Source organism: Runella sp. R0.1_18, from assembly GCF_057652155.1.
The window spans coordinates 299565-325366 of sequence record NZ_JBYFCK010000006.1 but is presented as its reverse complement, the minus strand read 5'-3'; the positions used below and the strand labels follow the sequence as shown (position 1 = coordinate 325366).

Genomic DNA, 25802 nt, shown 5'->3' with positions numbered 1-25802 from the left:
ATACGGTACCTAATCAGAAAGTGAAATGACATGGCTGCCCCAAAACTCAAACAAAATTTTGGAATGACTCTCTCGGTAGAATTAAACAAGTCGGCGACGTTAACCATTTTTACGCTCATCGACAAAGCACTTAGGAGTGTAACAATGACAGAATTGCAGAGCCAGCCCCACGACTACGTAATAGCTGCCAACCTAATGGAGGTGCGCCGAAAGCTCTCAAAACGGGTTGACGACTACCTGATTTTTGGCGGCGAAAGAGAATGGAAGCTGAAACTGACCCGCGCTGAAGCACTGGCGTTTGATGTATGGTTTCATCCTTTTGAAACTGACCCCGACACCCCCATAAGCCTTGACAAGGCACTGATTAAGCCACAAACCTACGAATACGCCCTTGTGATTAAAATCTGTGGAATGGTCAATAAGCAATATTATACCAACTAAAATGTGATTCTCCTGGCACTAATAACCCAGGCCCCGTAACAATGTTAGTACTTAGTCTTTTTTCAGGCATCGACCTTCTTGGCAGAGGGTTTCGAGAGGTGGGCTTTTGCGTTGTCTCGGCAGGTGACCTCATTTTGGGGCAAGATATTCGCCACTTTCGGGGCCTTAAAGGCAGGTTTGATGGAGTCATTGGCGGTTCACCTTGTCAGGACTTTTCACTAGCTCGCCGCTGCGAACCAAGCGGAAACGGTATGGCCATGCTTGAGCAATTTGAGCGGGTTGTGAACGAATGCGACCCCTCGTGGTTTCTGCTTGAAAACGTGCCAAACGTCCCCAAAATCCACCCTGACGGTTACGAAATGCAGTATTTTTTACTGAATGCCTCCGAGTGTGGAAGCCCTCAAAACAGAAACAGACTCTTTCAATTTGGCTCCAAAGACGGGCTTTTACTCAACATTCAACGCCAACCGAAGCCATCAAAAACCGAACGGTGCGCGATGGCTTCGGAAGGGAACCACATCAATCGGCGTACGTGGGAGGAGTTTTGCGAACTTCAAGGAATCCCCGAACCGTTCGACTTACCCGACCTCACCAAGTCAGCAGCGTATAAGGTCGTAGGTAACGCCGTGAATTTGAACGTGAGTCGAACCGTTGCCACAGCTATTTGGAATGTCATACAAACGCCCATTTACCTCAAAGATGTGAGAACCTGTGCCTGCGGTTGCGGTCGCCCAATCACAGCTCGGCAAAAAACCGCCACTGATGCCTGCAGAAAAAGAGTATCTGTGAACCGACGTATAGCTATAACCGAAAGCTAAATCACACTTCAAAAATCAACCCAAATGTTTCGACTAACCATCATTACAGCATCCTCCGTAGATACCCTTATGGTATCAGGAGCCATCACTTTTCAAGAAACTTTCAAGATAAAAAGCCCCGAAGAGCTCAACAAGGTTTTTCTAATTAACGAAGATTTTGTCAAACGTTTTGGGCAAATGGAAACCTGCATTGGTTTCAATGAAGAAAAACGGGACCTTATTCTTAATCGCCTTAGAGGAGAGCTGTCTAAGCAAGCTATCATCACGACGAAGTGGCTCTCAACCACCAACACTGCCAACCGCGACTACTTACGCGGAATCGTTGCGCACCTAAACACAAATCAACCACTCACAATCCCCCAATCTAAACTCCTCAAATCGTATGGGATACAAATCAACAGCTGAGTGCATCAAGGCACTCGAAAAGTTAAGGGAGCAACAAAAGACTTGCCTCGTTTCAGGAACGATGGATTTATGGAACAGGCAGTTCAACACCTGCTACCAATACATGATAAAGAAAGTAGAAAATCTTTGTTGTAAGGTAATAAGGGCCAATCAAAAGAGTCATTTGTACTTTTCAATTCATATCAATAACGTTGCTCATGTTGAATTTTCAATTCATGATTCAGACAAAATCACAAGGCTCTATAGTATAGATTGGAACAGCATTCCAATAAAGCCAGAAAAATACATTGCAGGCTTTTATAGTGATGTGTCTTCTGATTTAATCAATGTTCTTATGACTTTGGATGGAATAGACACAGCAATCAAACAACACCTAAAAATCAATGAAAAAGAACGTCCTACACCTGTCGATAGTGCTTCTGACAATTTTGTGTTTTAGCGAAAGTTGCTCCTTTGTCACACCAACGAACGAGGTGCCTAAAACCGCTACCGATGCTGAAGCACAGTACATCACCGTGAGTGGTATGAAGTACCTGGTACTCACTACCCAAAACGATACGCACGTCATCAACGTAACCAAAGACAGCCTCGAAGTAATTGTGAGGCGTCGAAACGAAAAATACCTCGAAATCGCTAATCGTCAATTTAATCACTTACACAAATGAGCATCGTCTTAAAAAATAAGAGTCTCAATATCACTGAAGCTGATATTGCCCTTTGTTCTGACATGAATTTACTACTTGATTGGAAAATCAAAATTGATTCCGAAATCAACGCTATTAAATCACAGGTTGAACAAGCAAAAATTGAATACCAATACGATAATAAGCCCGCTGATAAAAAATGGCTTGTAAAAGCAATAGCAGCCAAGAAGTTTCATGGGCAATTTAGTCAGCTGATTCAAAACAGGATAAAAAAACTCCGAACAGAGCAAAAAGAAGAAAATAGGATTGTTCACGACAGAGCATTTGTGCTCTGTGCCAAAAAAATCCTTGACAATGACTTATTTATGAGGATTGTAAGTGAGGCAAATCAAGTTCATTTCTAATTAAATACCAATCGAAGATGAACGAGCAACAAATCTTGGACACAGGACTATTCGTAAAACACTACATAACGAACAATCACCAGAAAGTTGAAACAGGCCTTTTTGTACTCCCGAAGTACGCCAACGTAAAAGATAGCCATGCAATCTGTATCGAAACAAAAGTGATCCATGGCAAGCCACAATACGTAGGCAAAGTGGAGGCCCTTCGTTTTTCGCTTACAAGCAAGTTGCAGTTCGAAAGTTTTTTGGGGTTTGCTTGGGATGAAATACAAGATGGGCAAATAATAGAAGATAGTCAGCCCCAAACCTTTGTGAAAGTGTACGATGTAGTTGATGACTACTGGAAAGAATTTGAGCCAGTCGTTAGAAAATTACAGAATGAATCCCTCAGCAACGCAGGTGGTGAAAGTTGGTGGCGTTCGAGGTACTCTGACTTTCTTACTAAAAACAATTCGATTCACAAAACTTATGAAGAATGGAAATACAGGTCACAAGGGTTTGAGGTCTGGAACTCACTTTGGAAGCGATACAAAAACCAAATGGAAAACGTGACTATTCCAGGTGCATTATAGAAAGCTGAATCACAGATGAATAAATGTCACTACATCTACGACCCCCAATATGGCAAAGTATTAATCCCTCATTGTTGGGGTGTGGTCATCTCAGGTGATATGTCTCGGTGTACTTGCAGAGATTATCCTAAAACCGAGGCACAGTTTGAACGCCAAGAGTTCAACCAAATAAGAACAAAGAAATTAAAGACTTGGAGAAGGAAAATGCACGATTAAATCGAACCATAAAAAACTTGATTACACAAAAAAATGGAAAAAGAAAACCACATGGCAGCACTTCAATCCCCTGCCTTAAAACAAAAGTCAATCCATTATCCACCCGCTTGGGAAGGAAAAGTACCTCTAAAGGTCAGGGTATTGACTAATGTACGTTCCGACTTACCAGCGTTTATCGCTCCCCCAATCGCAGTTGATAAAGGAGCAGAGCACTACGTTTATGTCAATGTCCATGGATCTGTATCAGCTATCATTGGATCAGGACATACACTCGGTTTAAAACCAGCCGAATTTGAAGTCATTCAATGGCACGATTAAAACGCACCCTCCTTTGTCACACCGACGAAGGAGGGGTCTAAATCAAACAACCACCAAAACAGGAAAAATCATGCCAACAAAATTAAAACCAATGACAGTACTATGGTTTGGCGGCGGGCAAGATTCGACAGCATTACTATACCTTAGTCACTACTCGAAAGAGTTTCAAGACACTTATATAGGCAATACAGAGCTTATAGTAGTAATGTCCGATACTGGCAACGAATACCCTGATACATACTCGCATGTAGCCGAAATTAGTGAGTTTTGCCGCATCCAAAATATTTCCTTTCATTTTCTGACCAAAGAGCAAGGCTTCCATTCAAAAACGTGGATGAGCTTGCAAGCACAGATGGAAAAAAACAGTAGTATTATGTCTGTGGCTCTACCTAAAAGCTGCACTGACAAACTTAAAATAGGTGTTTGCTATAATTTTCTTGGGAAGCTAATATCTGAAAAGTATGGCTACAACCCTAAAAGGAAAAAAATGTATTACGACTACAAAGAAGAATTTGGCAAATTAAAAGTGTTGATTGGGTTTGCCAAAGGAGAGGAATCACGCATGGTTAACAAGGATGACGACCAAAGACCATTGTGGATGCAAAGGAATGTTGATGTTATCTACCCATTGATTGAAATGGGAATTGATAGGCAGGAGTGCCAAAATATAATTTCAAGTTATGGGCACAATGTCCCTTCCCCATCAAACTGTATGCTTTGTCCCTTCCAGTCAGACCCAGAAATAGTATATCTTCACAAATTTCATCCAAAAATGTGGGAATACTGGGTTGAGCGTGAAGCTGCCAAAATCGCCAAGAATGCCGAAAAACCAAAGAATTTAGGAGTTAAGGGAAGAAAAACATTACCTGAAACGCTCGAAATCGCAATGGCTAAATATGGACACTGGAGCAATTTGGAACTAATAGAGTATCGTCACTCGCATGGACATTGTGTAATGTCCCGATATTAAGTTACTTACCCCCCTCCTTTGTCACACCGACGAAGGAGGGGTCTAAATCAAACCACCTATGAAGCTGAAACGCGCCATCGAAATTCAAATTGAAAAAACACGGCAAAAGTTGGAAGAATTGGAGAAAGCTTTGGCCAACGCTGACGACGGCTCAACTTGCCGAACGTGCGCCGATTGCTCTACCAAAAACCTGATGTATAACGCCCAAACCAATGATTGGAGTTGTGCCTATTGTGGGAGTTTTCAAAAGGAAATCAACACTAATAGATACTCACACACTCATACTTTCAAGGTTGATATGAACGAAATAGTAAAAGCTACAAAACAGTTTGGGATGCCTTGCCCTTGTTGCAAAAGATGGCCATAGGTGTCACCACTCATCTTTTCTGTGACTCGTCTGGTTCTACCAAATATCGAGGTATCACAGCTACACAATCCCAACTTCAAACAGAGTTGGGATTTTTACTACTACTCAAAATCACGTCCTTTCGACAGCCTTTAACAAGTGCCAACTTCGTCAAAAAAAACGAAGCTATGCCTACGTACTCTCAAACCCAAGCTTTCATCGACGAGCTTAGGAATGCTACCCCCGCCAACCCAATTTCCCATACTGAGTTAGCCGATGCACTGGGAGCAATTTTAGATTATTTCTCAAACACAGGCGCATTTAATCCAGCCGATGCCACCACCCAGATAAATCTAAAAGCCAACAAAGCATCCGAATCCTTCACTGGAACTACGAGTTTTGAGAATATAGTCGCTCCATTGGTAGGCAACTCCGCCGCAACTACAGCCAAAGGAATAACTTTCAAACAGCTCGAATACCTAATCGGCTACGCTGCCGATACCGCAGGTGCAAACCTGATAGGTGCTTTATTTTCTCACTTGGATTCGGCCTCGTATGCTTTTCGCCTCGGCAAGCACACAGGTACACAAGGCGTGTTGGCCAACGGCTCCAACTTCCTTACGCAGTTTCTACTTGCAAATTCAGGGGTGGCACACTTTGCCTCACGCCTTCATGTAAATACTGGAGCCGACTTTACGGATCAAGGTATTCCTGCCTATATCAACGGCGCAACTCGTATAGTGGGTTTACTTACCCCCAATCGGATAGCAGGTGCAGGAAACACCCCCACCATCGCCGCTGGTACTGGCGCAGGCACTTCGCCTACCGTGAGCGTAGTCGGCACCGACACCGCAGGCACCATCACAATTACGACAGGTACAAGCCCAACAGCCAATGCCACCATTGCCACCATCACCTTTGCGGGTGGAGCATACAATTCAGCACCTTATGTATCGCTTACACCTACCAACAAGGCCGCTGCCACACTATCAGGCAACAATATGCCCTTTCCGTCCAGTACCACCACTACCTTTGTGCTTACCTCTTCCACCACCGCCCTCACCGCCGCCACTACTTATACGTTCAACTATCTAATCGTCCAATAACATGAACATCTGGAAAATTGTCCCTTGGTCAGTGCCCTCTACCAACCGCACCGCCCCACCCATCGAAATCGTCGGTTTTCGGATTTCCTATACTGACGGTGTCATCGGCGTTGTCAACAACAACGACAACCCTGTGTTGCTCCTCATCAGCTACTTCGACAATGAAGGCCGCGAACGAGCTTTCCTTCGTGACAATATCAGTGCCGCCATCATCCGTACCAAAGGTTCAGAGTTAGGAATGTCAGGTCAAGACCTCACCGACTGGGTAAACTCTACAATGAACCTCATTATTACCTATGCCATTGGCGGCCAAGACATTGGCGAACGATATGCCACCATTTCAATGCTTGCCCAGATGTACGGCCAAACCCTCCTGCCCATTCAAGACCAAAACGGCATCATCGAACCATGACCCAGTATCCAAACATTATCCTACTAAAGCCACTCAACACCAAAAATGATTGGTGGCAAGTAGCCGCGCCCGTACGGGTCAAGTGCGACCTGCACCCCTATGGTCGATTTATTATTCCTGCGGGATTTTATTCCGACTTCGCATCGGCTCCCCAATGCTTTTGGTGGCTTATTCCCCCACACGGTTTAAGTGCAATGGCCTGCGTTGTGCACGACTATATGTATGAGCACCGTAAGTTCAATTACTCGCGCCTCGAAGCCGACGTATTTTGGTACAATCTTATGGTTCAATCGGGTGTACCACGCTGGCAACGTCGGTTGATGTACGCCTACGTGCGTGTTTTTGGTGGCATTACGTGGAAAAAATTCACAAAACCTAGCCCATGAGAATCTACTTACACATCATTAAGCCATTATTAGCTTGGTTTAAGGCCAAAAAATCAGTACCTGAAGCCATTCAATTCCCCCAATGGGTACTCCCCACCATCACCTATATCCTTACCTTGGCTACAGGGCTTTGGTTAGGAATCATGATCCAGCAACCCCGTATTCGCCGATACCAGCTGCTAACTACAGATGCCCAAAACCGTGAACAACAAATAGCTGATTCGCTACGCATAATCACCCAAATCGCCGTCAAAGACCACACCATTGCCCTCAAAGATGAAACCATTCTTAACCTCCGTCAGCAGATTCGCTCTGATAGCATTGCTCACCTTACTGAGCTTCAAGCCATTCGCACAATCAACACACACCTCGCAAAAAAACGTTAACCAAGCTGAGACATCCCCCACTCTCCTTTTTGGAGAGGGGGCGGGGGGTGAGGTTACCATCTACCTCAAAAACTCCCGTGCCATTCTTGACAGTCTTATGCGTTTTCAAGACGCAAAAATTAACCTACAGCTTAAAAATAAGCAGCTTACTGCTTATCAAGCCCAACTTACTGGCTGTCAAACCCAAAATACCAAACTACGCTCAGATGCCAACGAAATGGCCGAACGCCTTTTCAAAGCCAACGAAGCCTACGACCAAAAGCGCAAAAAACTCCGCAACGCTAACCTAGAAAAATGGGCTTGGCGTGTCGCCGCAGCGGCCACCACTTATCTAATTATCACACATTAATAGAACTCTCACCCCCTCTCTTGCAAGGAGAGGGGGCAGGGGGTGAGGTTAAAAATGAACATAATCCGCATCAAACCCGACGAAGACAAACTCCAAAAGTTTCGTGATTACTACGCAGGCGAACGCGAACTTGACGAAGAAGAAAAACGAAGTCTCGACCGCTACGAGCGAGTGATGTTGTTGTTTGAGCAAAACGAACCAAACGAAGAGAATCCAGTTTGGACTCGGGCTTCTATCGTGAAATTTGTTCGTAACAACTACAAAGTATCCGTCCAGATGGCAAACCGCATCGTCAACGAAGCCCTCGAACTCTTTGGCGATATGCAGCAACTCTCCCTCAGAGCACGCAAAGCATTTCGTCTTCAGCATCTCGAACGCCGCGAAAAAGATGCGGTAAATGCGGGTGACCACACCGCCGCTGCCCGCCTCAACGACCAAATCAATAAAATCTTGGGTACTTACAACGAGGAAAAGACCACCGAAGAGGACTTAACCGACTACACAGTGCCTACCACGCTTAACTTTGAAGTAATAGATGTCCCTCACGAAGTTATCAGGCACGATACCCCTCAACCCGTGGCAATCACAGTTCCTGCAAGGCCCGCAACGGATTAAAGCCGCCGTCTGCGGTCGTGGCTCGGGCAAAACCAGTACCCTCAACCACCTCATTGGACTTTCGGCACGTAATCTACCCCGTGCCAAAGCGTCACTCAACTGCGTTAATTTTGGTCAAGCTCTCGAAATTGTCCTCGAACAGTCCGAAGAACTATGGAAATTGTACGGTTGGCATCCTTACGACCCCAAGACCGAGCGGGGGAACTACGTCTTGTTCCGACGTCCCCCTGCCGACTGGCCACGCCCACTGTATGCACCGAAAAAATGGGAAAGAGTAATTTCTTTCAAGTCGGGATACTGTTTGCAGCTACGCTCCTACGACCGTCCCAACGTCAACCGTGGTGCCAACGACTCTCAAAACTTTATAGACGAAGCCGCGTGGTTCAAAGAAGATTGGGTCAACAAGATTATCCTACCCCGCAACCGCGCCCCCATTGACCTGCCTTCGCATCTTAACTTAGGCTTCTATTTTTTTACCTCTGTACCCACTGACAGTACAGGGCAATGGATATGGAAGTACGAAGAATTGGCCAAGTCCGACCCCAAAAAATACTACTGGGCATCTGCTACAGCTTACGATAATCATGCGCTACTTTCCAAAGTTCCCGATTACGTCAAAACCCAACACGAGCTTCTTGACCCTATCACCTTCGCCGTTGAGATGATGAACGAGCGCATGACCGCGCTCGACAATGGCTTCTATCCATCTTTCAGTACCGACAAACACGTTCAACATGGCTACAATTACGACTTCGACGACGAACTAGGACTGTGGCATAAAGAACACAGCGACTACGACCCCGAAGCCGCCCTCGAAGTCTCACTGGATGCCAACGCTGCTTTCACTTCTTGTTCAGTTTGGCAAGAAAAAGCAGGTGTCGAAAACTGCATCAATGCCCTTTTTGTGAAGCCCAACCAAGAAAAATCTAACTTGGTACAGCGGCTTGCGTTCAAATTACATGAGAACTACCCTGCACATAAAAAGAAAATTATTTATCTGTGGGGTGACCGCAACCTCGCCTCCAAAGCTGCCCAAACCGCTGCTACCCAGCAGGATGTATTCACAGAGACGCTACGCGCCCTGAGCTGGACAGTTATTTCGCGCCTAAACGGCACCAACTGGCTACACAAAGACCGACATTTTTTCATCGACGAAGTTCTTTCCGAGAAAAACCCCCGTTTGCCCAAAGTACGTTTCAACGCCAAAAAGTGTACTCCAGTTATCTACTCTATTCAGCAAGCCCCCATCAATGACGATTTCACCAAAGATAAAAAATCCGAAAACCGCTCCATGCCGCAGGAACTAGCAACCCACTTTTCCGACACCTTCGACTACTATATCTGTGGCAAATACGGCGCCCGTACTGGCCGCTTCGGAGCTTCTACCTCCATCATCCCCGCCATTTCGTGGATGTAAAAAAAAGCCCCGCATCACGCAGGGCTTTTTCTCATAGCTTCAAGTTGTTGTAGTGTCATCCCCCACCGCCGATGGTTATCAATCCATATCTGATATACCGCCATCCTTGTCATCTTATACTTATCAGCAAAGGTCGTAATAGACTCAATGTCATCGTCGGGTAGCTGCCGTATCGGTGCTTCCAGTATTGGCCTAAGCACATACTTTTTCTTCAGGGCGTCATAAACCATCTTCATACGTTTATGTGCGGCCTTAAAACCACCAAATCCACGAGGCACTGTAATCAGCCACGCAATTGGAGACAACAGATACCACACTAAGTGGAATCCCAAATATCTCCAGAAATACTCCCAATTAACTTTCATAGCTTTTTGTATTTATTCCCCATTGGGGCGGGGCTGCCGTGTGGTAGGGGGCTAAAACCCGTCCTTTCTCTCCCCAAAGATACCCGCTAATTTCGTTCAAAAAAAAGTTTTTCCCACAAATGCAAACCCTCAAGCGCGAAGCAGTACTACACGATTTTTTCTCAGTGACAGAAGCCAACGGCTCACCACGAGTTGCTTCATTTCGCTATTATAAAACCGATGGCTCACCTTCCGAAAAATTAAACTGTACCCGATCCTTCGAGGATGTTGCGAAAATTATCACGAAAAAGGAAAGCCAAACAAAGGAGGTAGCGGTGGGATTGAAGCAGCGCGAAACACCAAACCTTAAACAAAACCACATGATTCGCATTCGTTTTGTCAACAAAAAGGGTGAAACCGACTTTCGTAACCTCAAAATCAAGCTACTAACCCATTATCGTCCAAGCGGCTATGCCGAGTGGTTCGAGATAATCCACCCATCACGTTAATTTTTTCATTCCTCCTTTGTCGGAATCTAACCATGCTCACCCCCATTTCCAATAACCTGACCCTTGCCACCAACGCCAAATCTGGGGCATTCCTCACTTTAGTAGGTAGAGACCAAGCCCATACGCCCAATGTAGGCTGGTACGATACCTCAGAAGCCCTCTACCCAGAGCATTATCCGTGGGGTTTCCATGATGACAAGCCAAACCAAATGCACAAACTAATGTCGGCCAACGACAAAGCGTTGCAGCTGCTTCGTACCCAAACCAAGTACATCGTGGGCGGTGGTGTAGGCGCATTCCGAAAAATCGTCGAAAATCGAAAAACCATCTACGAACCCTACGAAGCCCCCGAATTGCAAGATTGGTTAGAAGCCGCAGAGATTCAAGACTTTTTCAAGGCGTTATCGTGGCAATGGGCATTTTCTTGGAACAGCTTCGCCAACATGAGCATCACTTACAACCATGGGCGTTTCTTTGCCAAGCCTACTGTACGCGATTTGTTCACAGTTCGTATTGGTCGCATTTTGGCAGGCGAACACCGCGTTCAACGTTTCTATCTGTCCGACAAATTTGCTACGCCATACCACCGCGTTGCCCCCAAGGTCATCGTTCCCGCCTTCGACCCTGCCAATCCTTTGGCCTTTTCGGAGTCCATCATGCACGTCAAAGAGCCTATTCCTGGGCAACCTTTCTACGCATTTGCAGGATGGTGGGGTGGCGAAAAATGGCTGGAAGTTTCTAACCTCATTCCACAGTTTCACATTAGCGGCCTGAAAAATGGGTACAATATCAAGTACCTCATTAAGATACCCGTTGACTACTTCATTCAGCAAGGAATCATTGAAGAAGACGCCCAACGCGCCGCTTTTGCTGCCTTGCAATCTGAGTTTGACAAGTGGCTTTCGGGAGTCAACAACGTCAACAAAGCGCTGTTGACCCGCTATTTTATGGACAATTCGGGTAAGCAAATCAGCGGTATCGTCATCGAACCCCTCAACAATCCAATGAGCGATGAAGCCTATACCCGCGTAAGTCAGGTAGCCGATACCAACCATGCCAGTGCTCATGGTATCCCCGCAGCCTTGGCAGGTATTGACACTGGTTCAAAGCTAGGAGGGTCAGGCTCTGAACTCCGATTGGCCTATGATTATGTAAAAATGATGACCGCTTCCGACCGCGCTGCCCAAATGAAGCCCATCCTTGCCGCCGCCCGCATTTCAGGTGTTTTGCCACGTGACGTCACGTTTCAAGTCATCGACGCCCAAATGACCACATTGGATGTCAACCCCACAGGAACACAAAACGTCATCGCCCCCAACCAATAAAACTTTGTCATTCCTCCCCCGAACGCTTTCGGGGGAGGAATCTAAAAACGACTTTCCATGCCAACCCTCATAAATAATACCGAAACCCTCAAAGCCCAATTGGGCGGCATCCAAAAAAGCCTTGATTTTAAGACCATCGAACCATTCGTGGCCATCGCCGAGCGCCGCTTCGTTAAAACTGCTATTGGCGAAGATTTTTTCAATTTTTTGTGCAATAGTACCGACGCTAACTATGCCACTATCAAAACCCTTGCTGTAAGAGCCACGGCTTGGTATGCCTATTTCTTGGCCTTACCCCACCTCCGAATCGTAACGGGTGACTTGGGCGTAATGATGAACCAACCCGCCCGCACCACGATGGCTCCCAAATGGGCGCACACTGATTTGGCCTCGAGCGCCGCCGAACTTGCCGATGCCGCAATGGAAGATTTATTGGCCGAGCTCGACAATCTCCCTGCCGACTCTGCCTATGCTGCCTGGACTACTTCAGCAGGTTTTCGTGCCAACCGTAAAAGCTTTATTCGCAACGCTACCCAGCTCACTGAGTCGTTGCCAGTTATCCAAAACCGCCGTCGTACTTACTTGGCCTTGCGTTTCTATCTTTCTAAAGCCGAAGACACCATCGTCCGTGGCATTGTCACCGATGCAGTACTGGATACCCTAAAAGCCAAATATACCGATGCTCCAGATACGCTCTCGACGCAGGAACAACGTCTCTTAAAACTCATCGCCGACCTCATTGCTCCCTATGCGTTGTACCGGGCCATTCCTGCACTTCGCCTCCGAGTAGAAGGCGATGGCCTCTATGTGCAGACCATCGACGATTCTATGAAAAACCAAGCCCCGACTACTTATCCTGCTGTCGATGAGTTGCGTAAAGAAATGCAAAACACCTACCTCGAAGCCGAATCAGCCCTTGTAAAGTACTTAGATGCCATCGCCACCGACGTGCTTTTTCCTACTTACTATGCCAAAAAGCAAGCCAGTGTGCGCAGCGTCGTCACAGTTTCAGAAAGCAGTTTAGGTTTTTTTTAGTCACCCATACCACACCAAATACCCATGTCAGGAGTCCCCAGAATCATCCGAAACAGCAACGTAACAGGCCCCGTTACAACTACATCCATTGGCCAAATTAGCCATGAAGAGCTTGAAGAACTTCAAAAGCAAGCAACTAAAGCAGCCGAAGCAGCCCAAAAAGCAGCTTTAGCGGTGCAGGAAGCAGAAAAAGCAAAAGAAGAAGCAAAGAAAAAGCAACTCCAGCGTGAGTATGATACCATGATGGGTGATGCTGAAAACTACCGACAATCATCCCGAAATCCATCAATATCAGACGGCGAGCGAGATAAGTTCCTCCGATGGGCCGCCGCCGCCGAGGCCAACGCCCGCCAGCTTGGTATTGAGTTGGGTATCATTGCTCCTGAGGATTGTCATCTCGACGAAGGAGGAAACTTAGCAGCCCGCCGCAACAAACTCCACCGAATGTTGGCTATTGCCCAAGTCGTTGGCTTGTTTGGTATCTTATGGATGACTCTCGACGCCTTCTTTTTTGTGGGTGAAGTTATCACAAAACACAATGCCAACGTTCCTGAAGGTGGCCAAACGCTTCGCCCTGCCTACGACCTCACGAGTGTACAAAAGTACATCTACGAGAGCTTTACCATGTTTGCCGACCTCCCACGCGCCGCCCTTCTGTGTCTGTTGGTGATGCCAACAGTAGTACTCTACATTGTCCCTATCATCAAATCTAAAAAAGACTTCTGGACGGAGTTCTTTAACGACCTCACACCATGGCAAAGAGCAATTATTTCAGTCGTTACGGTTATTGGCTTCTTATTATTATCGGTCTTAGCGCACATGGCCAAGCCGTAACCCCCAAAACAAACTTTCCGCCGAAACCAGTTGTGACCAATGAAACCGAGCTACGTCGTGCCATTCTTGACACTGGTAAAACCCAACTTAAACTCCGTGAGAAAGCAGGCGTGGCCAACAACAACCGACACCCCCAAATCAGTATCTATAACCGATCCGTTGGCGTGCCTGATAATGCCTTCTATTGTGCTTCAGGAGGGTACTGGTGCCACCTTAAAAACGGTGTTCGTCTCCCCATTTCCGCACCTGCTGCCGTGCGTTCGTGGTTTGCCGACCCCAAAAAGCACGTCAAATGGAAGCAGGGCGAAAAGGTGCAAGTGTTCGACGCCGTATCCATGTTCAAAAGCCACGTCGAATTCGTAGCCGACACCCAAGGCTTCGACGATGAAGACGAAGATTTCATTCAAACGATTGGATGGAATACGACGGGTCCAGGAAAAACAGCACAGGGCTGTCACGTTAATTATCGTCACAAAGACTGGATTAAAGCTGTCGCTAACCACATTACCCCATTTCTAAAAACACAAAAACCATGAAATTCGGACTCACTCAACTTGGCGTAAAAACCCCACGCCTCGTACTTCAAATCATCCAAATCTCTGCCGCTTTGGGTGCGGCATTAGTTGCTTTTTTTGCAGGTGTAGATTTCCCTGCCGAAACCGAATCCGCCATTTTAAAGGTATATTCAGCGGTGGCGGCCGCTGTTGCTATCCTAGGGCAATTCTTCGGAATCGAACCCACTACCACCTATCCAACCACCAAAAAATAAGCCCTCAAAGCACCCCTCTCCTACAAGGAGAGGGGCAGGGGGTGAGGTTACAAATGAAAATCTGGCTCAACAATATCGAATATACTTTACCTTCTGACTGGCCGCAAGTCCCTCCAACGAGCGTGATGGGCTTATTGCGCATTGCCCACGAGCAACCCTGCAACGAGCGTTCCAAGCTCGCCGCCCTGCGATTGGTCAACCCCATTCCCGCCAAAGTTTTCAACAAACTACTGGCTTGGCAAATCAACGAACTGGTTCAAACTTTTGATTGGCTCTGGGAACATCCCTTTGAAGGCCGTCCCTTCGAGTCGTTTGAGCACAAGGGGGCTGTTTACATCACTCCCAAAGAGAAATTTGGCGTTACTACCTTTGCCGAGTGGCTCACTGCCGTAGTATATCTTTTTCAAGCCTACTACGACACCGACACACCCCGCGAACTCTCCGCCGCCCGCCTAGTGGCCACCCTATGCCGCCCGCCTAGTGACCACCCTACTCCTTGTCACCCCGATCCCGAAAGCGTTCGGGAGAGGGGCCTAAACTTACCTCCCGATTGGAACGGCGACCACCGCCAGCCCTTCAACGAGCACCTCGTCGAAACCCGTGCTGAAGCCTTGTTAGACCTGCCCGTTGGGATATTGGCGGCGGTCATTCAATACTTTGTGGAAGAACTCAACTGGCTCTACGATACATACGATGTTTTCGACGATTCCACGCCCCAAACCGTCAGAGGTGAACCCATCGTCCAAGAATTCGACTGGCACGAGCGCCTTTTGGGCATGAAAAATCTCCGCTATGTGGTGGCCGAAGAAAACATTCTGGGCAATGTCAACGACGTAATGAAAGCCAACGTAAATGACGTCTTTGATGCCCTCGAACGCCTGAAAACAAAGCAAAACGTATCATCCCGACCCCGAACTAACTACCACGAAGATGAAATTGATTGACCAACATTTTAATACCTACAAAGCATATTTTGAACAGTTTGTTGCCTCCCCTCCCCAGCAAGTAGAGGGTGCGGGGGGGGTGAGGTCATACTACTGCGACTTTGTCGAAACCATCATCGCAGCTTCACGAAGTGAGGAAAGTTTCGGGTATCCACTTCTACACCTCGAACACCCTCAAATTCGCTTTGAGGAGCGTTCCGAAATGCTCATTGTACATTTCGATAGCACAGGCGTTGTTTTGGTCAGGTGCGAGGAAGATACCCCCGCCGCCAAAAATGCCGCCCTTGCCACCGCCCGCCAAATCTGGGATGTTATATTTTCCAAACTTAAATCCGAATCGGTCTATAAGGATATTCTGATACAGTTTGACCTCAACAACGTTCGCGGGGAAACCGTACTCCCCACTTTCGTTGACCGTACCATCGGCTATGAGTTTCGTTTCACTATCACATTTTGGGCCGAAGGCCACATCCAAAACGAAGATTAACCATGATAGATTTCCTCGCCACCAACCTCGTATATCAGCCCGTTACCCCTACCCGAAACACCGCGCGTTACAACATTCCAGCGGTGTCGCCTACCGTTACCGACAGAGCAAACCTAAAGTACAACCTCAAAATATCTGTCCCAAGCTATACTGGTAGTACCGATTATGTACCCCTTGTCGAAATCCCTAATCGTGAAAAACCCCCATTTCTTGACGGCACCACCACTATCTACGAAGGAGCTTCATTTATACTCGACTCCATATTAGATAGCATACTCAAACGTCAAAAACCAGATTATCGCCAAGCAAACATTTCAATTGTCTCAGGTCTATCCATTCCTTACCTTCTTCAGGAGGTTGTCTCACAGGGCGACACCATCATATCTACCACCAATCTCCCCGCCAAATACGCCCTCAAGTGCGGATTTAGCCCCGAGGATTTTGCCCAGTGGGGCGTCCGTTTTTTCTCTAATTACCTAGCTGGTCAAAAACAATTCCTTACCTGGCAGCTCAACAACAAACCAGTGGCTTCTAATCAGGAAGAATACCTCTATTTCCTCCTAAACTTCACACCTGTGCCCACTACCGTCAAGCTGCGTGTCAAGGCACTCTATAGCGACTATACCGAAGAAGTTTTCACCGCAAAGCAGATTTCTGGCGTAAAATATATGCAAGTGCTGTGCATTCCGTGCGGCGCGTTTTTGTTTGATTTTCAGCCTACCAAAACCCTACACTCCTATCAAGTTTGGCTCTCCAACGAAGCAGACAATCGAATCTCCGAGGTTCGCACCTACATAATTCAGGATATTAAGTACGCCCAAAAACGAGAAATTCTGTTCTCAAACTCATTTTCTTGTTTTGATACCCTCTCACTTACAGGGGTTTCTAACGAGAGCCTTCAGGTGGATCGATTCGCTGCCTATCGCGAAAAACCCGCCTACAAACCAAACGACTGGAGCGAGCTCTACGTTGCTTACCGCGACGCCACCCGCACCCTCACCGTTTCCACGGGTTTTTTGCAGCGCAACGTCGTCGAGAGCCTTCGTGCCCTCGATGAGCTATTTCTTAGCGAAGAAGTCTATCTTATCACCGACCGCAACCACGAGCAGCTAGAGCTAACATCTAACACCCTCCTCGACCACACCGACACCCCCGACCTAGTAGCACGCGAGCTCCAATTTCGACTTGTCCGCACAATTACGGGCTTCTCGCGTTTGCCCATTGCCCCGCCCGCCGCTTCGCGCCCTACTTACTGGAAACCTTTCGATACCACGCACGTTTTAGATGCCTACGGCAAAAGAACAGGCTACGTTGTCGCTGTCAAATTAGTCTTATACTATGCCGACGACGACACCCCCGTTCATCCGCATACCCAAAAACCCAACAACCCAAACGACCCCGACTACATCCCCCCAACTGTAAATCCCACCATAGTCGCTGGTTATACCCCCTATCCATCGGCTGCCATTTCGCGCCCATCCACTTTTGTGCGCAACAACTGCACCTTGGGTAAGGTAGGGCAAGCCATCCAAATTGCCATTCCTGCAGGCAAGTATGGTGGCGAGCAGCCTGGGCTCGCCGACTCCCTTGCCGAAGCCGAATACAACAGCCTCAATACCCAAGAAAATGTTAATGCCAACGCGGTGTGCTTATACCTTTCGGCTGCCATTTCGCGCCCATCCACTTTTGTGCGCAACAACTGCGCAAGCAACGCCACTGGAGCCACTTGGACCATCGTCGTACCCTACGGAGCCTACACAAGTACCGTTTCGCAATCTGAGGCCGATACCCTAGCCAACAATTACGCCAATAGCCTCGACACCCAAGCCAACGCAAACACCAACGCGGTATGTGTACCAGTATGGCAATACACCTATACCCCTCCAGCAGGCTATTTCCACATTCGATTCGGACACAGCTGGATCAACATAATGGGAGGGAAAAGGGGTATATATTACCAATCCAATGCCGCTGGCACAACAAACACCCCAATCACGGGGCCTTCAAACAAACTATATTTAGCTGAAAGTATCGCAAACAATATTTCGATTCCAGCCACCGACTCGACCCCAGGTTTTGCCATCAATCCTGCTGCTTTTACCATTTACACCGAGCTCACAGAATCCATCGTAGGAAACCCCATTGTACTAAAGGTGTACAAAAATGGAGCGCTTTGGGTAGAGCGTAATCGCTATATCGACAGCGCGGGCATTTGGGATCCATGGGGCAACCTCCCCATTCCCGTCGCGGGTGATTTATTGTACGTAGAAATATACTAACACAGCCATGCGTTCAACCATCGAAATCCGTATCAACGACCAAATAGTTGACCTGTCAGTTAAGCAAAAAGGCACTTTTGAGCGGCTCAACCCTTACCTTACCTACGAAGCCTCTGCCTTTTTTACCGATTCGGCCAGCATCCCTACCTTGCCAGATACCCCTACCAATCGGGGTATCTTTGGCTTTGTTGACATCCCAGCCCTAGGTTCAGATGTGCCCCGCTTTAGCTTTCAGCAGTACATCAATGGCCATCTTGTACTCGAAGGGCTTGCCCTTTTAGCTGACTTTATCCCTCTTCAAGGCTATACACTGCGTATCGTTCAACCCGTAGGGGAGTTTTTTGGGCAATACCAAACACAAAAATTGACCGACATCGACTTCGGTACCGTATCGCTGCCTACGCCGTTGGCAGCAGCTGGCGTAATACAGAGTGGCGCACAAGATGCGGTTTGTTTTCCCACCATTCTCAACCAAGACTTCTACGGTGACAAAGGGGCATCTATCAGCTACACCAACCGTGTCAACGATTATGCTTCGGGAGCATACACCACCTCGGGACCTCGCGTGCCGATGGTATTCCTCAAATACTTGCTTCGTCGTATTGCTCAGTTGGCTGGTGTGACTGTCCAGGGGGCGTTTATGAACGATACCGACACCGATGCCCTTGTATTGTATAATATCCGTGCCCTCGATGGTGCAACCTCCGTCACCCTCAATCGACACCTACCAGAGCTCACCGTCGTGGACTTGCTAGTCGAACTTCGTAAATACCTCAATTTATCCTTCACTTTCGACACCCTCAACAAAACACTTTCACTGGGCTACACCGACACTATTTTTGCCCAACCAACTATGACCGATTGGTCAGATAAGTTGGTGGTTGGTGCTCGTAAAATCCTCGAACGCAACCGTCGCCTTCAGCTCACCATGGAGCTCGACTCCAATGATGCCATCGTAAAGGATCGTCCCACCGCCCTTGCCGATTATCTGACAGCCACTTTTGCCGATGACCTGGCCATTGCCAAACTTTCAACCAAGTTTTCGACCCTCATGGTCGATAATACCACTGGCCTTGCCAATGCTCGACAACTAGGCGCCACCTCACAGTTTGCACAACTCGACAAGAAATCTACCCCTCGCTTACTTTTTTGGCAGGGAGTGCAATCAGGCTTTCCCCGTGCTTTACCTACCAATGTAGCAGGTACAAAAAGCCTGTATTGGAATGGGACAACGGGGGTTTTCAATTGGCTATGGGCACAAACGGAAGCTTTTCGTCGCCAAATCCACTACTTAGACTGTAGGTTGCTTCTATCCGAAGCCGACCTTGCTACCCTTGATATGACCCGAAAAGTACACATCAACGGTGTCAACTATCTACCCGTTCGTATAGCCAACAGCTATCCACTTACTGAGGCATCATCCGCACTGTTGGTAAGTGTATAAAGCCCACTACCCGCGCTGGGGAAATATGTGATGTATCGAGTGTGACTTTGCGCAGCATTGTCACGATCGCCACATCACATTTTTTTTACTATTCCCCCATTGGGGCGGGGCTTTTTCCGTCCTTTCCCCGCCCATTTCTCCCCATTTCTTTGCATCATCCCTCATTCTTTGCGAGGTAGCCACACCATGTTTTCTAACGAACACCTTCGAGTCGTACTCGAAAAATACGTAAACGAAGCCGTTGATGAAATGCAACGTAGGATTCGTTCAGCTGGACTAGTGATGACGGGAGAAATGCTTACCTCCTTTAAAATTGCTTCAACCGAAGCTGGAAAAGATTACTTGGCCAAACAAATAAGTATGGTCGATTACGTCCGAGTACTTGACCTTCGTTCCAGAAATTACGTACGGACTCCCCCACTAGAATCCATGGAGTACTTTGTCCGTTCGTATGGGGTTCACAGATTTTACTACGTCCCTGGCTACAATGGCGAGATGCCCGATGAAGAAACCGCCGTTAGACGTATTGCATGGGGGGTGAAAATGGCATTCAAACGTAACCCCAACATCAAACGTGGCTACCGAGGTATTTACTCAGCTTCGGTTCGCAAAGCCATGACCTCGCTCAAGGCTCAAGCCGCACAAGCTGGAGCCAGCTTCGCAATCAAGTACGTAAAAGAGACCCTTACCCAATAACATTCACTTTTTGTCACCCTGACGATAGGAAGGGTCTAAAACCACACCACAATGGATTTAAGAGAACAAGCAGTCATTGACCTTCGTCTCGAAACCAAAAACGCTAATACAGACCTTGCTGCGCTGGAGAAAAATGCCAAAGACCTAACCAAAGAGCTCCAAAAAGTAGCTAAAACGGTTGGAGAAGGGTCAGACGAATGGAAACAAGTAAAAGCCCAAGCCGATGCTGCCACTAAAGCCGTAGAAGAGCATCGCAAGAATATCGACATGAGTAAGCTGACTTATGGCCAGCTTCAGAACTATGTCAAGCAGTTGAATACTGAAGTAAAGGGGCTAGTACCTGGGACCGACGCTTTCAACGCGGCTGTCAAAAAACTCAATGCTGCCGAAGACCAGCTTGCCAAGGTAAAAACGCAGGTGAAAGGCACAAACGATGCCCTTGAAGAAACCGCAAAGCCAAGCCTTTGGAACAATATCACTGGGGGTGTGGGTAAGATGGCCACACTGATGCAGGGCTTTATTGCCCTTCAAGTTGTGCAGTTCTTGTGGGATATGGGCAAAGCCATTTTCGACATCACTGCCAAGTTCGAGAAATACGAAAAAGTGCTTTCGACTGCACTAGGAAGTGAAAAAGATGCGAAAGAAAGTATGAAGGCCATTCAAGTAATGGCAGCTAATACTGCCTATTCGGTTGATGAATTGACAGAAGGCTATGTAAAAATGGTAAACCGAGGGCTAAGGCCAAGCCAAAAAGAGATGACAGCCTTAGCCGACCTCGCTGCTTCTCAGGGCAAAACCTTTGACCAGCTAGTAGAAGCCGTTTTGGATGCAATGGGTGCAGAATTTGAACGCCTCAAAGAATTTGGTGCCAAAGGGAAAAAAGCAGGTGAAACTTTAGAGTTAAGCTTCAAAAATGTGCCTTATGTTATCAAAAATACAGGAGATGAATTCCAAATTTTGGAAAAAAATACGGGTAAGCTAATTGATAAATTTAGCTCTCAAGAGGATGCTGTTTTTGGGGTTATGACGGCTTTCGGAAAAATGGAAGGTGTTCAGGGTCAAAACGCCCAAATGATGGAAACGCTTGGTGGAAAAACTTCCAACTTGGGGGACAACTTCGATTCATTAATGGTGACATTGGGCAATGGTCTCCGCCCTGTTTTCGTGTCAATACTTAACCTTCTTAACGCATCAATTCCAGTACTTCTTGTCGTTGGGCAAACAATTGGGAGCGTTATTGTAATGGCCAAAAGTCTCATTGTTGGCATGGTCGAAACTGTTAAAAATGGAGGTATGGCCATCATCAGTCTTGGCGACGCTGTTGCACAAGTAGCGCAAGGAAACCTGACAGGTGCAAAAGAGTCATTAGACAAGGCTGTCGATTATGGCACTAAGACAATGACTTCGATGAAGACAAATATTCAAAAAGGGGTTGACGAAACTATTGCTATTTGGAAAGACCCAACGGCTGAAATTGAGGCAAAATTAGCGGCAAAAAAACAAGGAGAAGCACATTGGAAAACATTAAACGAAGAACAAAAAAAAGGATTTGATGAGCAAGTTAAAGCCTACAAAGCTCAAGGAATAACTTTGACTGAAGACCAAAAAAATACGCTTGCAAAGCAAATAAAAGCACATGAAGCTTTTAACATAAGTCTTACGGATGACCAACAAAAGTCACTTGAGGAACAAAAAAAAGCACACGAAAAGCACCTAAAGGAAGTAGAGAAAGCAAACGAAGATGCTGTTCAAAAGCTAAAAGAGCTAAATCAAGAGCTATACCTTGACCACGTAAAACGTACCAAGGGTGAGCTTGAAGCATCCCGCGAAAAGCTGCGCATTGAGCACGAAGCAGAGGTCGAAGCAGTGCAAAAGTCGGTGGCAAGCAAAACCCAAAAAGATGCCCTCATTGCGGCGATCGATAAAAAGTATCAAAACGACCTAACCAACCTCACCGAGCAACAAAATAAGACGCGTGCCGAAATCGTCGAGCGGTGGGTGGACGATGAGTTTGTAAAGAAAATCAAGAAAGCCCAAGACTTCGCCAACTCTGAGAAGAAGCGCATCGCCGAAAACATTGCCGACGAAAAGGAGCGAACCGAACTCATCCAAAAAGTAGAAAAATGGCTCGACGATGAGGTGCGCGGCATCAAAAAAGAGAAAGCAGACGACGAAGAAAAACAGCGGCAAGAAGACCTAAAAAAATCGCAGGAACTTGCTGATAAAAAACTCAAAGTTGAAAAGGAGCTCAACGAACAAGAACGCGAAGCAAAAAAAGCATTATTCGAGTGGAACGAGCTCAACGCCAAGGGCAATGCTTCTACCATTGCCCGAATAAAAAAAGAGCATCTCAAAGACGAGCTTGACTATATGCTCGAAAAGCTTCGCATTGAGGAAGCCGAGCAAAAGGCCAAAGCCCAGCGCGAAATAACCGACTCGGAACAGCTAAAGCAGACCATCACCAACATCGAAGACCGCTATCGTACTGAAAAGCTGGTTGCCGAAAAAAAGACGGCCGACGAAATAAAGCAGGTTGAAAAAGAACTCAAAGAGGCCCGAAACGCACGTTGGAAGGAGGGCTCTGATGCGATAAAGTCGTTGTTGGAAGGTGATTTGAGCGGCTTTGTCAGCCACATGGGCAACATCGTGAAAGGCGAGAAATCCGCGTGGCAAGAACGCCTCTCCGAAAACATGGAGAAATACGAGGCCGTGGCACAACTTGCCCAAGCCGCCGTCGATTTTCTAAAAAAGCTATCTGAAGAACGCCTCAAGCGGGAACTTGCGGACATTGAAAAGGAAAAAACCGCCAAAATCGCCGCTGAAGAAGCCAAGACCGAAGCCACCATCGAAGCCATCGAAGCCCAACGCGATGCCGAACTCGACCGCATTGAACAAGAATTGTTGGCCAGTCGGATGGAGGCGAAAGAACTGACTGCCCTCAATGACGAATTCACCAAAGCCAAGCAAAAATTAGAACTTGAGTATCAAGCAAAAATCAAAGAAGCCCGCGACAAAGGCAACAAGGAAGAAGTAGCCCGCCTAAAGGCCGAAAAAGACGAAAAGATTGCTACCGTCAAGTCTCAAATAACGCAGGATCAGTTGGGAGCCGACAAGGCAAAAGCCATAGAGACCCAATTGGCCGCCGACAAAAAAGTTGTCAATGACAAATACAACGCTTCCATCCTTTCGGCCAAAAAGAGTCAGGAGGCAAGCATTGAAAATATAAATAAAGAGGCGGCCGACAAAGAAAAAGCGGCTAAATTGAAGGCTTGGAAAGCCCAACAAAATGCAGATATCGCCTCGGCGATTATAGCGGGGGCGCTTGCTACGATTAAGGCCCTGGCATCGGGCTTCTTTCCTGTCAACTTGGTCTTTGCAGCTGCCACCGCCGTTGCCACAGGTATTCAAGTGGCCATGATAAAGCGCCAAGCTCCCCCAACCTTCGAGACGGGTGGATACTGGAAAAATGCGGGTATTTTGCGGGGAGCAACCCACAAACAAGGCGGAATCGACATGATAGACAATGCCACAGGGCAAAAGGTCGCCGAGGTCGAAAACAAAGAAGCCTACATTGTTAGCAGCCCCGTCACCGATTATCACCGCGACACCCTCAATGAGATTATTAACCAGTCACTCACAGGTCGCCCTGCTCCGCTCCGTCGCCGTGGTTCACGCCGCCGTTACCAAATGGGCGGAGCTTTCCGTCCAGAAGGCGCACGGCCATTTTGGGAAAAGAACTTTTTTGCCGAAGGCCGAGCCGTTGAAGACGAATATAGTAACGAAAACAATGGCGCATCAGACTATTCGGTAGGAGGCGCTTCATCTGGTGGTGAAGGCCTAAACGTTGATGAAGCAAAAGCGGCAGGCGAACAAGCCCGCCAGCAAGGAGAAAAGCAACTCCAGTTGCTTGAACAAATCTCTCAAAACACCAAGGACACCATTGATACCGTCAGGATGGTAAGCGACCGCATAAACGAAACTACCAATGCCGTACGCGGAGTCGAAAGTGCCGTTCGTAGCCAGGATCAAGGATGGCGTTTGGACAACATTGTCAATGCCATTTCAAACTTGGGAGGGAAATAGTAAATTCGCACATAAACTCCACTACACCCATGAACAGAAAGATTGAGGTCAAAGTACCCGTCCCGCGTTATGTAAAAAAGTTTTTAGAACGTAGCTATCGGTTTGAAAAAGGGTCGATTTATGTTCGTCGCGACGAGACCCTTGGAATAATCATCGAATCATTGCTTGAAAAAAACTTCACATCCCATCCCCCCAAGCAACCAGACGGCTGCTGGGTGAGTATTAAAATTTATCAGGATGGGAAGTTGTTGTACATCCCCGACAATCGAATTCATTATCTAACCAAGATACTGACCGATGAGTTTGACGAAGCCCTGAAGTATTACGTTCAGTGTGGTTATTCCATTTCGCGGGTCTATGAACCCCACATCAAACGCTTTTTAGCTACCTATGACATTACCGACGATGAGATAAGTGTCAATTCAGCCGCCCGCAAAATCCGTTCGTTTGAAGAAAAAACCGAGCTAAAACAGAGAAAATTTTGCGACGCTTTGTCACCAAATGCGACGTTTACGTAGTCATTGCGACGCTTTGTCACCAAATGCGACGTTTTGGAATCAATTCTCACGCTGGCAAAAAGCTGTCAATCAGTTCAAAAATGCCTTTTGAAAATAAATTTATATTCCACACCCCTTAAAAAACCCGTCCCTTCACAATGCAAAACACAAAAATTGGCAGCTGGAAAGGTACCTCAAATCAAGGCTATATTCGCCGCTTAGTTTTAGTGCCAAGCGATGATATTTCCTATTTGCCGTATCCATCAACGATACTTGGGTACGACGACTCCCAAACCATCCCTATTGCTTCCGTACCCATCGACCCAGACACCCAAACGTTAAGCTTTGAGTTTCGCCCCAAAAGTTGCCTGTATAACCTTACTCAAAATCCAGTCAACGATGGCCATATATATAATGTAAGTATCCAAGGAGCATTGCCAAAAATACTCGCACAAGTCACAAAGGAGCTTGAAGCCCGTAAATACATAAAGTGGGTCGCATTTTTTCAAGACCACAACCAAAACTACTACATAGCGGGCACACCTGATTATCCACTGGTGCTGAGTTATGGGCAATCCATCAACGACCAAAGCGAGACAGCTATTTTTTTGAATGGCAAGCTTCCTTTTGCCCCTTTGAACACTACCTCCTTGCCAACACAAACACGCACATTTTTGGGGACATTCAGTCGTGCATTCGCCTAAATACCGTCCTTTCTATTACCATTTGTAAGCTTCAAAATTGTACCGTC

At 47.0% G+C, this 25802-nt stretch carries 32 protein-coding genes; 31 read left to right on the top strand and 1 reads right to left on the bottom strand.

Annotated features, from left to right (window positions below):
- Positions 1 to 30: 30 nt before the first annotated feature.
- The 17 genes from AC23P2_RS13615 to AC23P2_RS13535 all read left to right on the top strand — a co-directional run bounded on the left by AC23P2_RS13615 (position 31) and on the right by AC23P2_RS13535 (position 9805).
- Entirely contained in the window at positions 31 to 441 is a 411-nt protein-coding gene (locus AC23P2_RS13615; RefSeq protein ID WP_487773706.1) for a hypothetical protein, read from the top strand.
- Positions 442 to 482: 41 nt separating this feature from the next.
- Positions 483 to 1259 carry a DNA cytosine methyltransferase gene (locus AC23P2_RS13610; RefSeq protein WP_487773705.1) on the top strand — a complete coding sequence of 259 codons (777 nt, stop codon included), beginning with the start codon at positions 483 to 485 and terminating at the stop codon, positions 1257 to 1259.
- A gap of 24 nt (positions 1260 to 1283) precedes the next feature.
- The gene (locus tag AC23P2_RS13605; RefSeq protein WP_487773704.1) at positions 1284 to 1664 is read left to right on the top strand and encodes a hypothetical protein; all 381 of its coding nucleotides are present in this window, start codon (positions 1284 to 1286) and stop codon (positions 1662 to 1664) included.
- Complete coding sequence (locus AC23P2_RS13600) at positions 1642 to 2103, top strand: hypothetical protein (RefSeq protein WP_487773703.1); 462 nt, start codon at positions 1642 to 1644, stop codon at positions 2101 to 2103. The genes AC23P2_RS13605 and AC23P2_RS13600 overlap by 23 nt, the downstream gene beginning before the upstream one ends.
- On the top strand, positions 2048 to 2329 hold the full coding sequence (locus AC23P2_RS13595) for a hypothetical protein (RefSeq protein WP_487773702.1): 282 nt from the start codon (positions 2048 to 2050) through the stop codon (positions 2327 to 2329). The genes AC23P2_RS13600 and AC23P2_RS13595 overlap by 56 nt, the downstream gene beginning before the upstream one ends.
- The gene (locus AC23P2_RS13590; RefSeq protein WP_487773701.1) at positions 2326 to 2712 is read left to right on the top strand and encodes a hypothetical protein; all 387 of its coding nucleotides are present in this window, start codon (positions 2326 to 2328) and stop codon (positions 2710 to 2712) included. Before AC23P2_RS13595 ends, AC23P2_RS13590 begins: the two co-directional genes overlap by 4 nt.
- 17 nt (positions 2713 to 2729) lie before the next feature.
- Positions 2730 to 3284: a hypothetical protein gene (locus AC23P2_RS13585; protein WP_487773700.1), complete on the top strand. Its 555-nt coding sequence runs from the start codon at positions 2730 to 2732 to the stop codon at positions 3282 to 3284.
- Positions 3285 to 3551: 267 nt separating this feature from the next.
- The gene (locus AC23P2_RS13580; RefSeq protein WP_487773699.1) at positions 3552 to 3818 is read left to right on the top strand and encodes a hypothetical protein; all 267 of its coding nucleotides are present in this window, start codon (positions 3552 to 3554) and stop codon (positions 3816 to 3818) included.
- 70 nt (positions 3819 to 3888) lie between these two features.
- Positions 3889 to 4788 (top strand): adenine nucleotide alpha hydrolase family protein, encoded by a 900-nt coding sequence (locus AC23P2_RS13575; protein WP_487773698.1) that lies wholly within the window; start codon positions 3889 to 3891, stop codon positions 4786 to 4788.
- A 58-nt stretch (positions 4789 to 4846) separates the two neighbouring features.
- Positions 4847 to 5155 (top strand): hypothetical protein, encoded by a 309-nt coding sequence (locus AC23P2_RS13570; protein WP_487773697.1) that lies wholly within the window; start codon positions 4847 to 4849, stop codon positions 5153 to 5155.
- Positions 5156 to 5322: 167 nt separating this feature from the next.
- Positions 5323 to 6240, top strand: coding sequence for a hypothetical protein (locus tag AC23P2_RS13565; RefSeq protein ID WP_487773696.1), 918 nt, complete (start codon positions 5323 to 5325; stop codon positions 6238 to 6240).
- Between the two features lies 1 nt (position 6241).
- On the top strand, positions 6242 to 6652 hold the full coding sequence (locus AC23P2_RS13560; RefSeq protein ID WP_487773695.1) for a hypothetical protein: 411 nt from the start codon (positions 6242 to 6244) through the stop codon (positions 6650 to 6652).
- On the top strand, positions 6649 to 7038 hold the full coding sequence (locus AC23P2_RS13555; RefSeq protein WP_487773694.1) for a DUF1353 domain-containing protein: 390 nt from the start codon (positions 6649 to 6651) through the stop codon (positions 7036 to 7038). The genes AC23P2_RS13560 and AC23P2_RS13555 overlap by 4 nt, the downstream gene beginning before the upstream one ends.
- Positions 7035 to 7424, top strand: coding sequence for a hypothetical protein (locus AC23P2_RS13550; protein WP_487773693.1), 390 nt, complete (start codon positions 7035 to 7037; stop codon positions 7422 to 7424). Before AC23P2_RS13555 ends, AC23P2_RS13550 begins: the two co-directional genes overlap by 4 nt.
- 97 nt (positions 7425 to 7521) lie before the next feature.
- Positions 7522 to 7773 carry a hypothetical protein gene (locus AC23P2_RS13545; RefSeq protein WP_487773692.1) on the top strand — a complete coding sequence of 84 codons (252 nt, stop codon included), beginning with the start codon at positions 7522 to 7524 and terminating at the stop codon, positions 7771 to 7773.
- Positions 7774 to 7827: 54 nt separating this feature from the next.
- Positions 7828 to 8388, top strand: coding sequence for a hypothetical protein (locus tag AC23P2_RS13540; RefSeq protein ID WP_487773691.1), 561 nt, complete (start codon positions 7828 to 7830; stop codon positions 8386 to 8388).
- Positions 8309 to 9805, top strand: a complete 1497-nt coding sequence (locus AC23P2_RS13535) for a hypothetical protein (protein WP_487773690.1) — start codon at positions 8309 to 8311, stop codon at positions 9803 to 9805. Before AC23P2_RS13540 ends, AC23P2_RS13535 begins: the two co-directional genes overlap by 80 nt.
- Positions 9806 to 9819: 14 nt before the next feature.
- Here AC23P2_RS13535 and AC23P2_RS13530 read toward each other — a convergent pair whose 3' ends face one another.
- A complete protein-coding gene (locus AC23P2_RS13530; RefSeq protein ID WP_487773689.1) occupies positions 9820 to 10170 on the bottom strand; it encodes a hypothetical protein in 351 nt (116 codons plus the stop codon).
- Positions 10171 to 10289: 119 nt separating this feature from the next.
- Between AC23P2_RS13530 and AC23P2_RS13525 the strand changes: the two genes are divergently transcribed.
- The 14 genes from AC23P2_RS13525 (at position 10290) to AC23P2_RS13460 (ending at position 25755) form a co-directional block, all read left to right on the top strand.
- On the top strand, positions 10290 to 10658 hold the full coding sequence (locus AC23P2_RS13525; RefSeq protein WP_487773688.1) for a hypothetical protein: 369 nt from the start codon (positions 10290 to 10292) through the stop codon (positions 10656 to 10658).
- A gap of 32 nt (positions 10659 to 10690) precedes the next feature.
- Positions 10691 to 11983, top strand: coding sequence for a hypothetical protein (locus AC23P2_RS13520; protein WP_487773687.1), 1293 nt, complete (start codon positions 10691 to 10693; stop codon positions 11981 to 11983).
- Between the two features lie 57 nt (positions 11984 to 12040).
- Positions 12041 to 13018, top strand: a complete 978-nt coding sequence (locus tag AC23P2_RS13515; RefSeq protein ID WP_487773686.1) for a DUF6712 family protein — start codon at positions 12041 to 12043, stop codon at positions 13016 to 13018.
- Positions 13019 to 13042: 24 nt separating this feature from the next.
- A complete protein-coding gene (locus tag AC23P2_RS13510) occupies positions 13043 to 13852 on the top strand; it encodes a hypothetical protein (RefSeq protein ID WP_487773685.1) in 810 nt (269 codons plus the stop codon).
- Positions 13771 to 14388, top strand: coding sequence for a hypothetical protein (locus AC23P2_RS13505; RefSeq protein ID WP_487773684.1), 618 nt, complete (start codon positions 13771 to 13773; stop codon positions 14386 to 14388). Before AC23P2_RS13510 ends, AC23P2_RS13505 begins: the two co-directional genes overlap by 82 nt.
- Complete coding sequence (locus AC23P2_RS13500) at positions 14385 to 14621, top strand: hypothetical protein (RefSeq protein ID WP_487773683.1); 237 nt, start codon at positions 14385 to 14387, stop codon at positions 14619 to 14621. The genes AC23P2_RS13505 and AC23P2_RS13500 overlap by 4 nt, the downstream gene beginning before the upstream one ends.
- 53 nt (positions 14622 to 14674) lie before the next feature.
- Positions 14675 to 15565 (top strand): hypothetical protein, encoded by an 891-nt coding sequence (locus tag AC23P2_RS13495; RefSeq protein WP_487773682.1) that lies wholly within the window; start codon positions 14675 to 14677, stop codon positions 15563 to 15565.
- Positions 15552 to 16052, top strand: a complete 501-nt coding sequence (locus AC23P2_RS13490; protein ID WP_487773681.1) for a hypothetical protein — start codon at positions 15552 to 15554, stop codon at positions 16050 to 16052. Before AC23P2_RS13495 ends, AC23P2_RS13490 begins: the two co-directional genes overlap by 14 nt.
- A gap of 2 nt (positions 16053 to 16054) precedes the next feature.
- On the top strand, positions 16055 to 18331 hold the full coding sequence (locus AC23P2_RS13485; RefSeq protein ID WP_487773680.1) for a DUF5977 domain-containing protein: 2277 nt from the start codon (positions 16055 to 16057) through the stop codon (positions 18329 to 18331).
- Positions 18332 to 18338: 7 nt separating this feature from the next.
- The gene (locus AC23P2_RS13480) at positions 18339 to 19775 is read left to right on the top strand and encodes a hypothetical protein (protein ID WP_487773679.1); all 1437 of its coding nucleotides are present in this window, start codon (positions 18339 to 18341) and stop codon (positions 19773 to 19775) included.
- Positions 19776 to 19961: 186 nt separating this feature from the next.
- Positions 19962 to 20471 carry a hypothetical protein gene (locus tag AC23P2_RS13475; RefSeq protein WP_487773678.1) on the top strand — a complete coding sequence of 170 codons (510 nt, stop codon included), beginning with the start codon at positions 19962 to 19964 and terminating at the stop codon, positions 20469 to 20471.
- Between the two features lie 51 nt (positions 20472 to 20522).
- On the top strand, positions 20523 to 24554 hold the full coding sequence (locus AC23P2_RS13470; protein WP_487773677.1) for a hypothetical protein: 4032 nt from the start codon (positions 20523 to 20525) through the stop codon (positions 24552 to 24554).
- Between the two features lie 29 nt (positions 24555 to 24583).
- Complete coding sequence (locus AC23P2_RS13465; RefSeq protein WP_487773676.1) at positions 24584 to 25072, top strand: hypothetical protein; 489 nt, start codon at positions 24584 to 24586, stop codon at positions 25070 to 25072.
- Between the two features lie 137 nt (positions 25073 to 25209).
- Positions 25210 to 25755 (top strand): hypothetical protein, encoded by a 546-nt coding sequence (locus tag AC23P2_RS13460; RefSeq protein WP_487773675.1) that lies wholly within the window; start codon positions 25210 to 25212, stop codon positions 25753 to 25755.
- The last annotated feature ends 47 nt before the right edge of the window (positions 25756 to 25802 follow it).

Bases quoted from the DNA above. Each gene is read 5' to 3' on its own strand.
- AC23P2_RS13615 (WP_487773706.1), top strand. From the start codon at position 31: ATGGCTGCCCCAAAACTCAAACAAAATTTTGGAATGACTCTCTCGGTA.
- AC23P2_RS13610 (WP_487773705.1), top strand. From the start codon at position 483: ATGTTAGTACTTAGTCTTTTTTCAGGCATCGACCTTCTTGGCAGAGGG.
- AC23P2_RS13605 (WP_487773704.1), top strand. From the start codon at position 1,284: ATGTTTCGACTAACCATCATTACAGCATCCTCCGTAGATACCCTTATG.
- AC23P2_RS13600 (WP_487773703.1), top strand. From the start codon at position 1,642: ATGGGATACAAATCAACAGCTGAGTGCATCAAGGCACTCGAAAAGTTA.
- AC23P2_RS13595 (WP_487773702.1), top strand. From the start codon at position 2,048: ATGAAAAAGAACGTCCTACACCTGTCGATAGTGCTTCTGACAATTTTG.
- AC23P2_RS13590 (WP_487773701.1), top strand. From the start codon at position 2,326: ATGAGCATCGTCTTAAAAAATAAGAGTCTCAATATCACTGAAGCTGAT.
- AC23P2_RS13585 (WP_487773700.1), top strand. From the start codon at position 2,730: ATGAACGAGCAACAAATCTTGGACACAGGACTATTCGTAAAACACTAC.
- AC23P2_RS13580 (WP_487773699.1), top strand. From the start codon at position 3,552: ATGGCAGCACTTCAATCCCCTGCCTTAAAACAAAAGTCAATCCATTAT.
- AC23P2_RS13575 (WP_487773698.1), top strand. From the start codon at position 3,889: ATGCCAACAAAATTAAAACCAATGACAGTACTATGGTTTGGCGGCGGG.
- AC23P2_RS13570 (WP_487773697.1), top strand. From the start codon at position 4,847: ATGAAGCTGAAACGCGCCATCGAAATTCAAATTGAAAAAACACGGCAA.
- AC23P2_RS13565 (WP_487773696.1), top strand. From the start codon at position 5,323: ATGCCTACGTACTCTCAAACCCAAGCTTTCATCGACGAGCTTAGGAAT.
- AC23P2_RS13560 (WP_487773695.1), top strand. From the start codon at position 6,242: ATGAACATCTGGAAAATTGTCCCTTGGTCAGTGCCCTCTACCAACCGC.
- AC23P2_RS13555 (WP_487773694.1), top strand. From the start codon at position 6,649: ATGACCCAGTATCCAAACATTATCCTACTAAAGCCACTCAACACCAAA.
- AC23P2_RS13550 (WP_487773693.1), top strand. From the start codon at position 7,035: ATGAGAATCTACTTACACATCATTAAGCCATTATTAGCTTGGTTTAAG.
- AC23P2_RS13545 (WP_487773692.1), top strand. From the start codon at position 7,522: ATGCGTTTTCAAGACGCAAAAATTAACCTACAGCTTAAAAATAAGCAG.
- AC23P2_RS13540 (WP_487773691.1), top strand. From the start codon at position 7,828: ATGAACATAATCCGCATCAAACCCGACGAAGACAAACTCCAAAAGTTT.
- AC23P2_RS13535 (WP_487773690.1), top strand. From the start codon at position 8,309: ATGTCCCTCACGAAGTTATCAGGCACGATACCCCTCAACCCGTGGCAA.
- AC23P2_RS13530 (WP_487773689.1), bottom strand. From the start codon at position 10,170: ATGAAAGTTAATTGGGAGTATTTCTGGAGATATTTGGGATTCCACTTA.
- AC23P2_RS13525 (WP_487773688.1), top strand. From the start codon at position 10,290: ATGCAAACCCTCAAGCGCGAAGCAGTACTACACGATTTTTTCTCAGTG.
- AC23P2_RS13520 (WP_487773687.1), top strand. From the start codon at position 10,691: ATGCTCACCCCCATTTCCAATAACCTGACCCTTGCCACCAACGCCAAA.
- AC23P2_RS13515 (WP_487773686.1), top strand. From the start codon at position 12,041: ATGCCAACCCTCATAAATAATACCGAAACCCTCAAAGCCCAATTGGGC.
- AC23P2_RS13510 (WP_487773685.1), top strand. From the start codon at position 13,043: ATGTCAGGAGTCCCCAGAATCATCCGAAACAGCAACGTAACAGGCCCC.
- AC23P2_RS13505 (WP_487773684.1), top strand. From the start codon at position 13,771: ATGGCAAAGAGCAATTATTTCAGTCGTTACGGTTATTGGCTTCTTATT.
- AC23P2_RS13500 (WP_487773683.1), top strand. From the start codon at position 14,385: ATGAAATTCGGACTCACTCAACTTGGCGTAAAAACCCCACGCCTCGTA.
- AC23P2_RS13495 (WP_487773682.1), top strand. From the start codon at position 14,675: ATGAAAATCTGGCTCAACAATATCGAATATACTTTACCTTCTGACTGG.
- AC23P2_RS13490 (WP_487773681.1), top strand. From the start codon at position 15,552: ATGAAATTGATTGACCAACATTTTAATACCTACAAAGCATATTTTGAA.
- AC23P2_RS13485 (WP_487773680.1), top strand. From the start codon at position 16,055: ATGATAGATTTCCTCGCCACCAACCTCGTATATCAGCCCGTTACCCCT.
- AC23P2_RS13480 (WP_487773679.1), top strand. From the start codon at position 18,339: ATGCGTTCAACCATCGAAATCCGTATCAACGACCAAATAGTTGACCTG.
- AC23P2_RS13475 (WP_487773678.1), top strand. From the start codon at position 19,962: ATGTTTTCTAACGAACACCTTCGAGTCGTACTCGAAAAATACGTAAAC.
- AC23P2_RS13470 (WP_487773677.1), top strand. From the start codon at position 20,523: ATGGATTTAAGAGAACAAGCAGTCATTGACCTTCGTCTCGAAACCAAA.
- AC23P2_RS13465 (WP_487773676.1), top strand. From the start codon at position 24,584: ATGAACAGAAAGATTGAGGTCAAAGTACCCGTCCCGCGTTATGTAAAA.
- AC23P2_RS13460 (WP_487773675.1), top strand. From the start codon at position 25,210: ATGCAAAACACAAAAATTGGCAGCTGGAAAGGTACCTCAAATCAAGGC.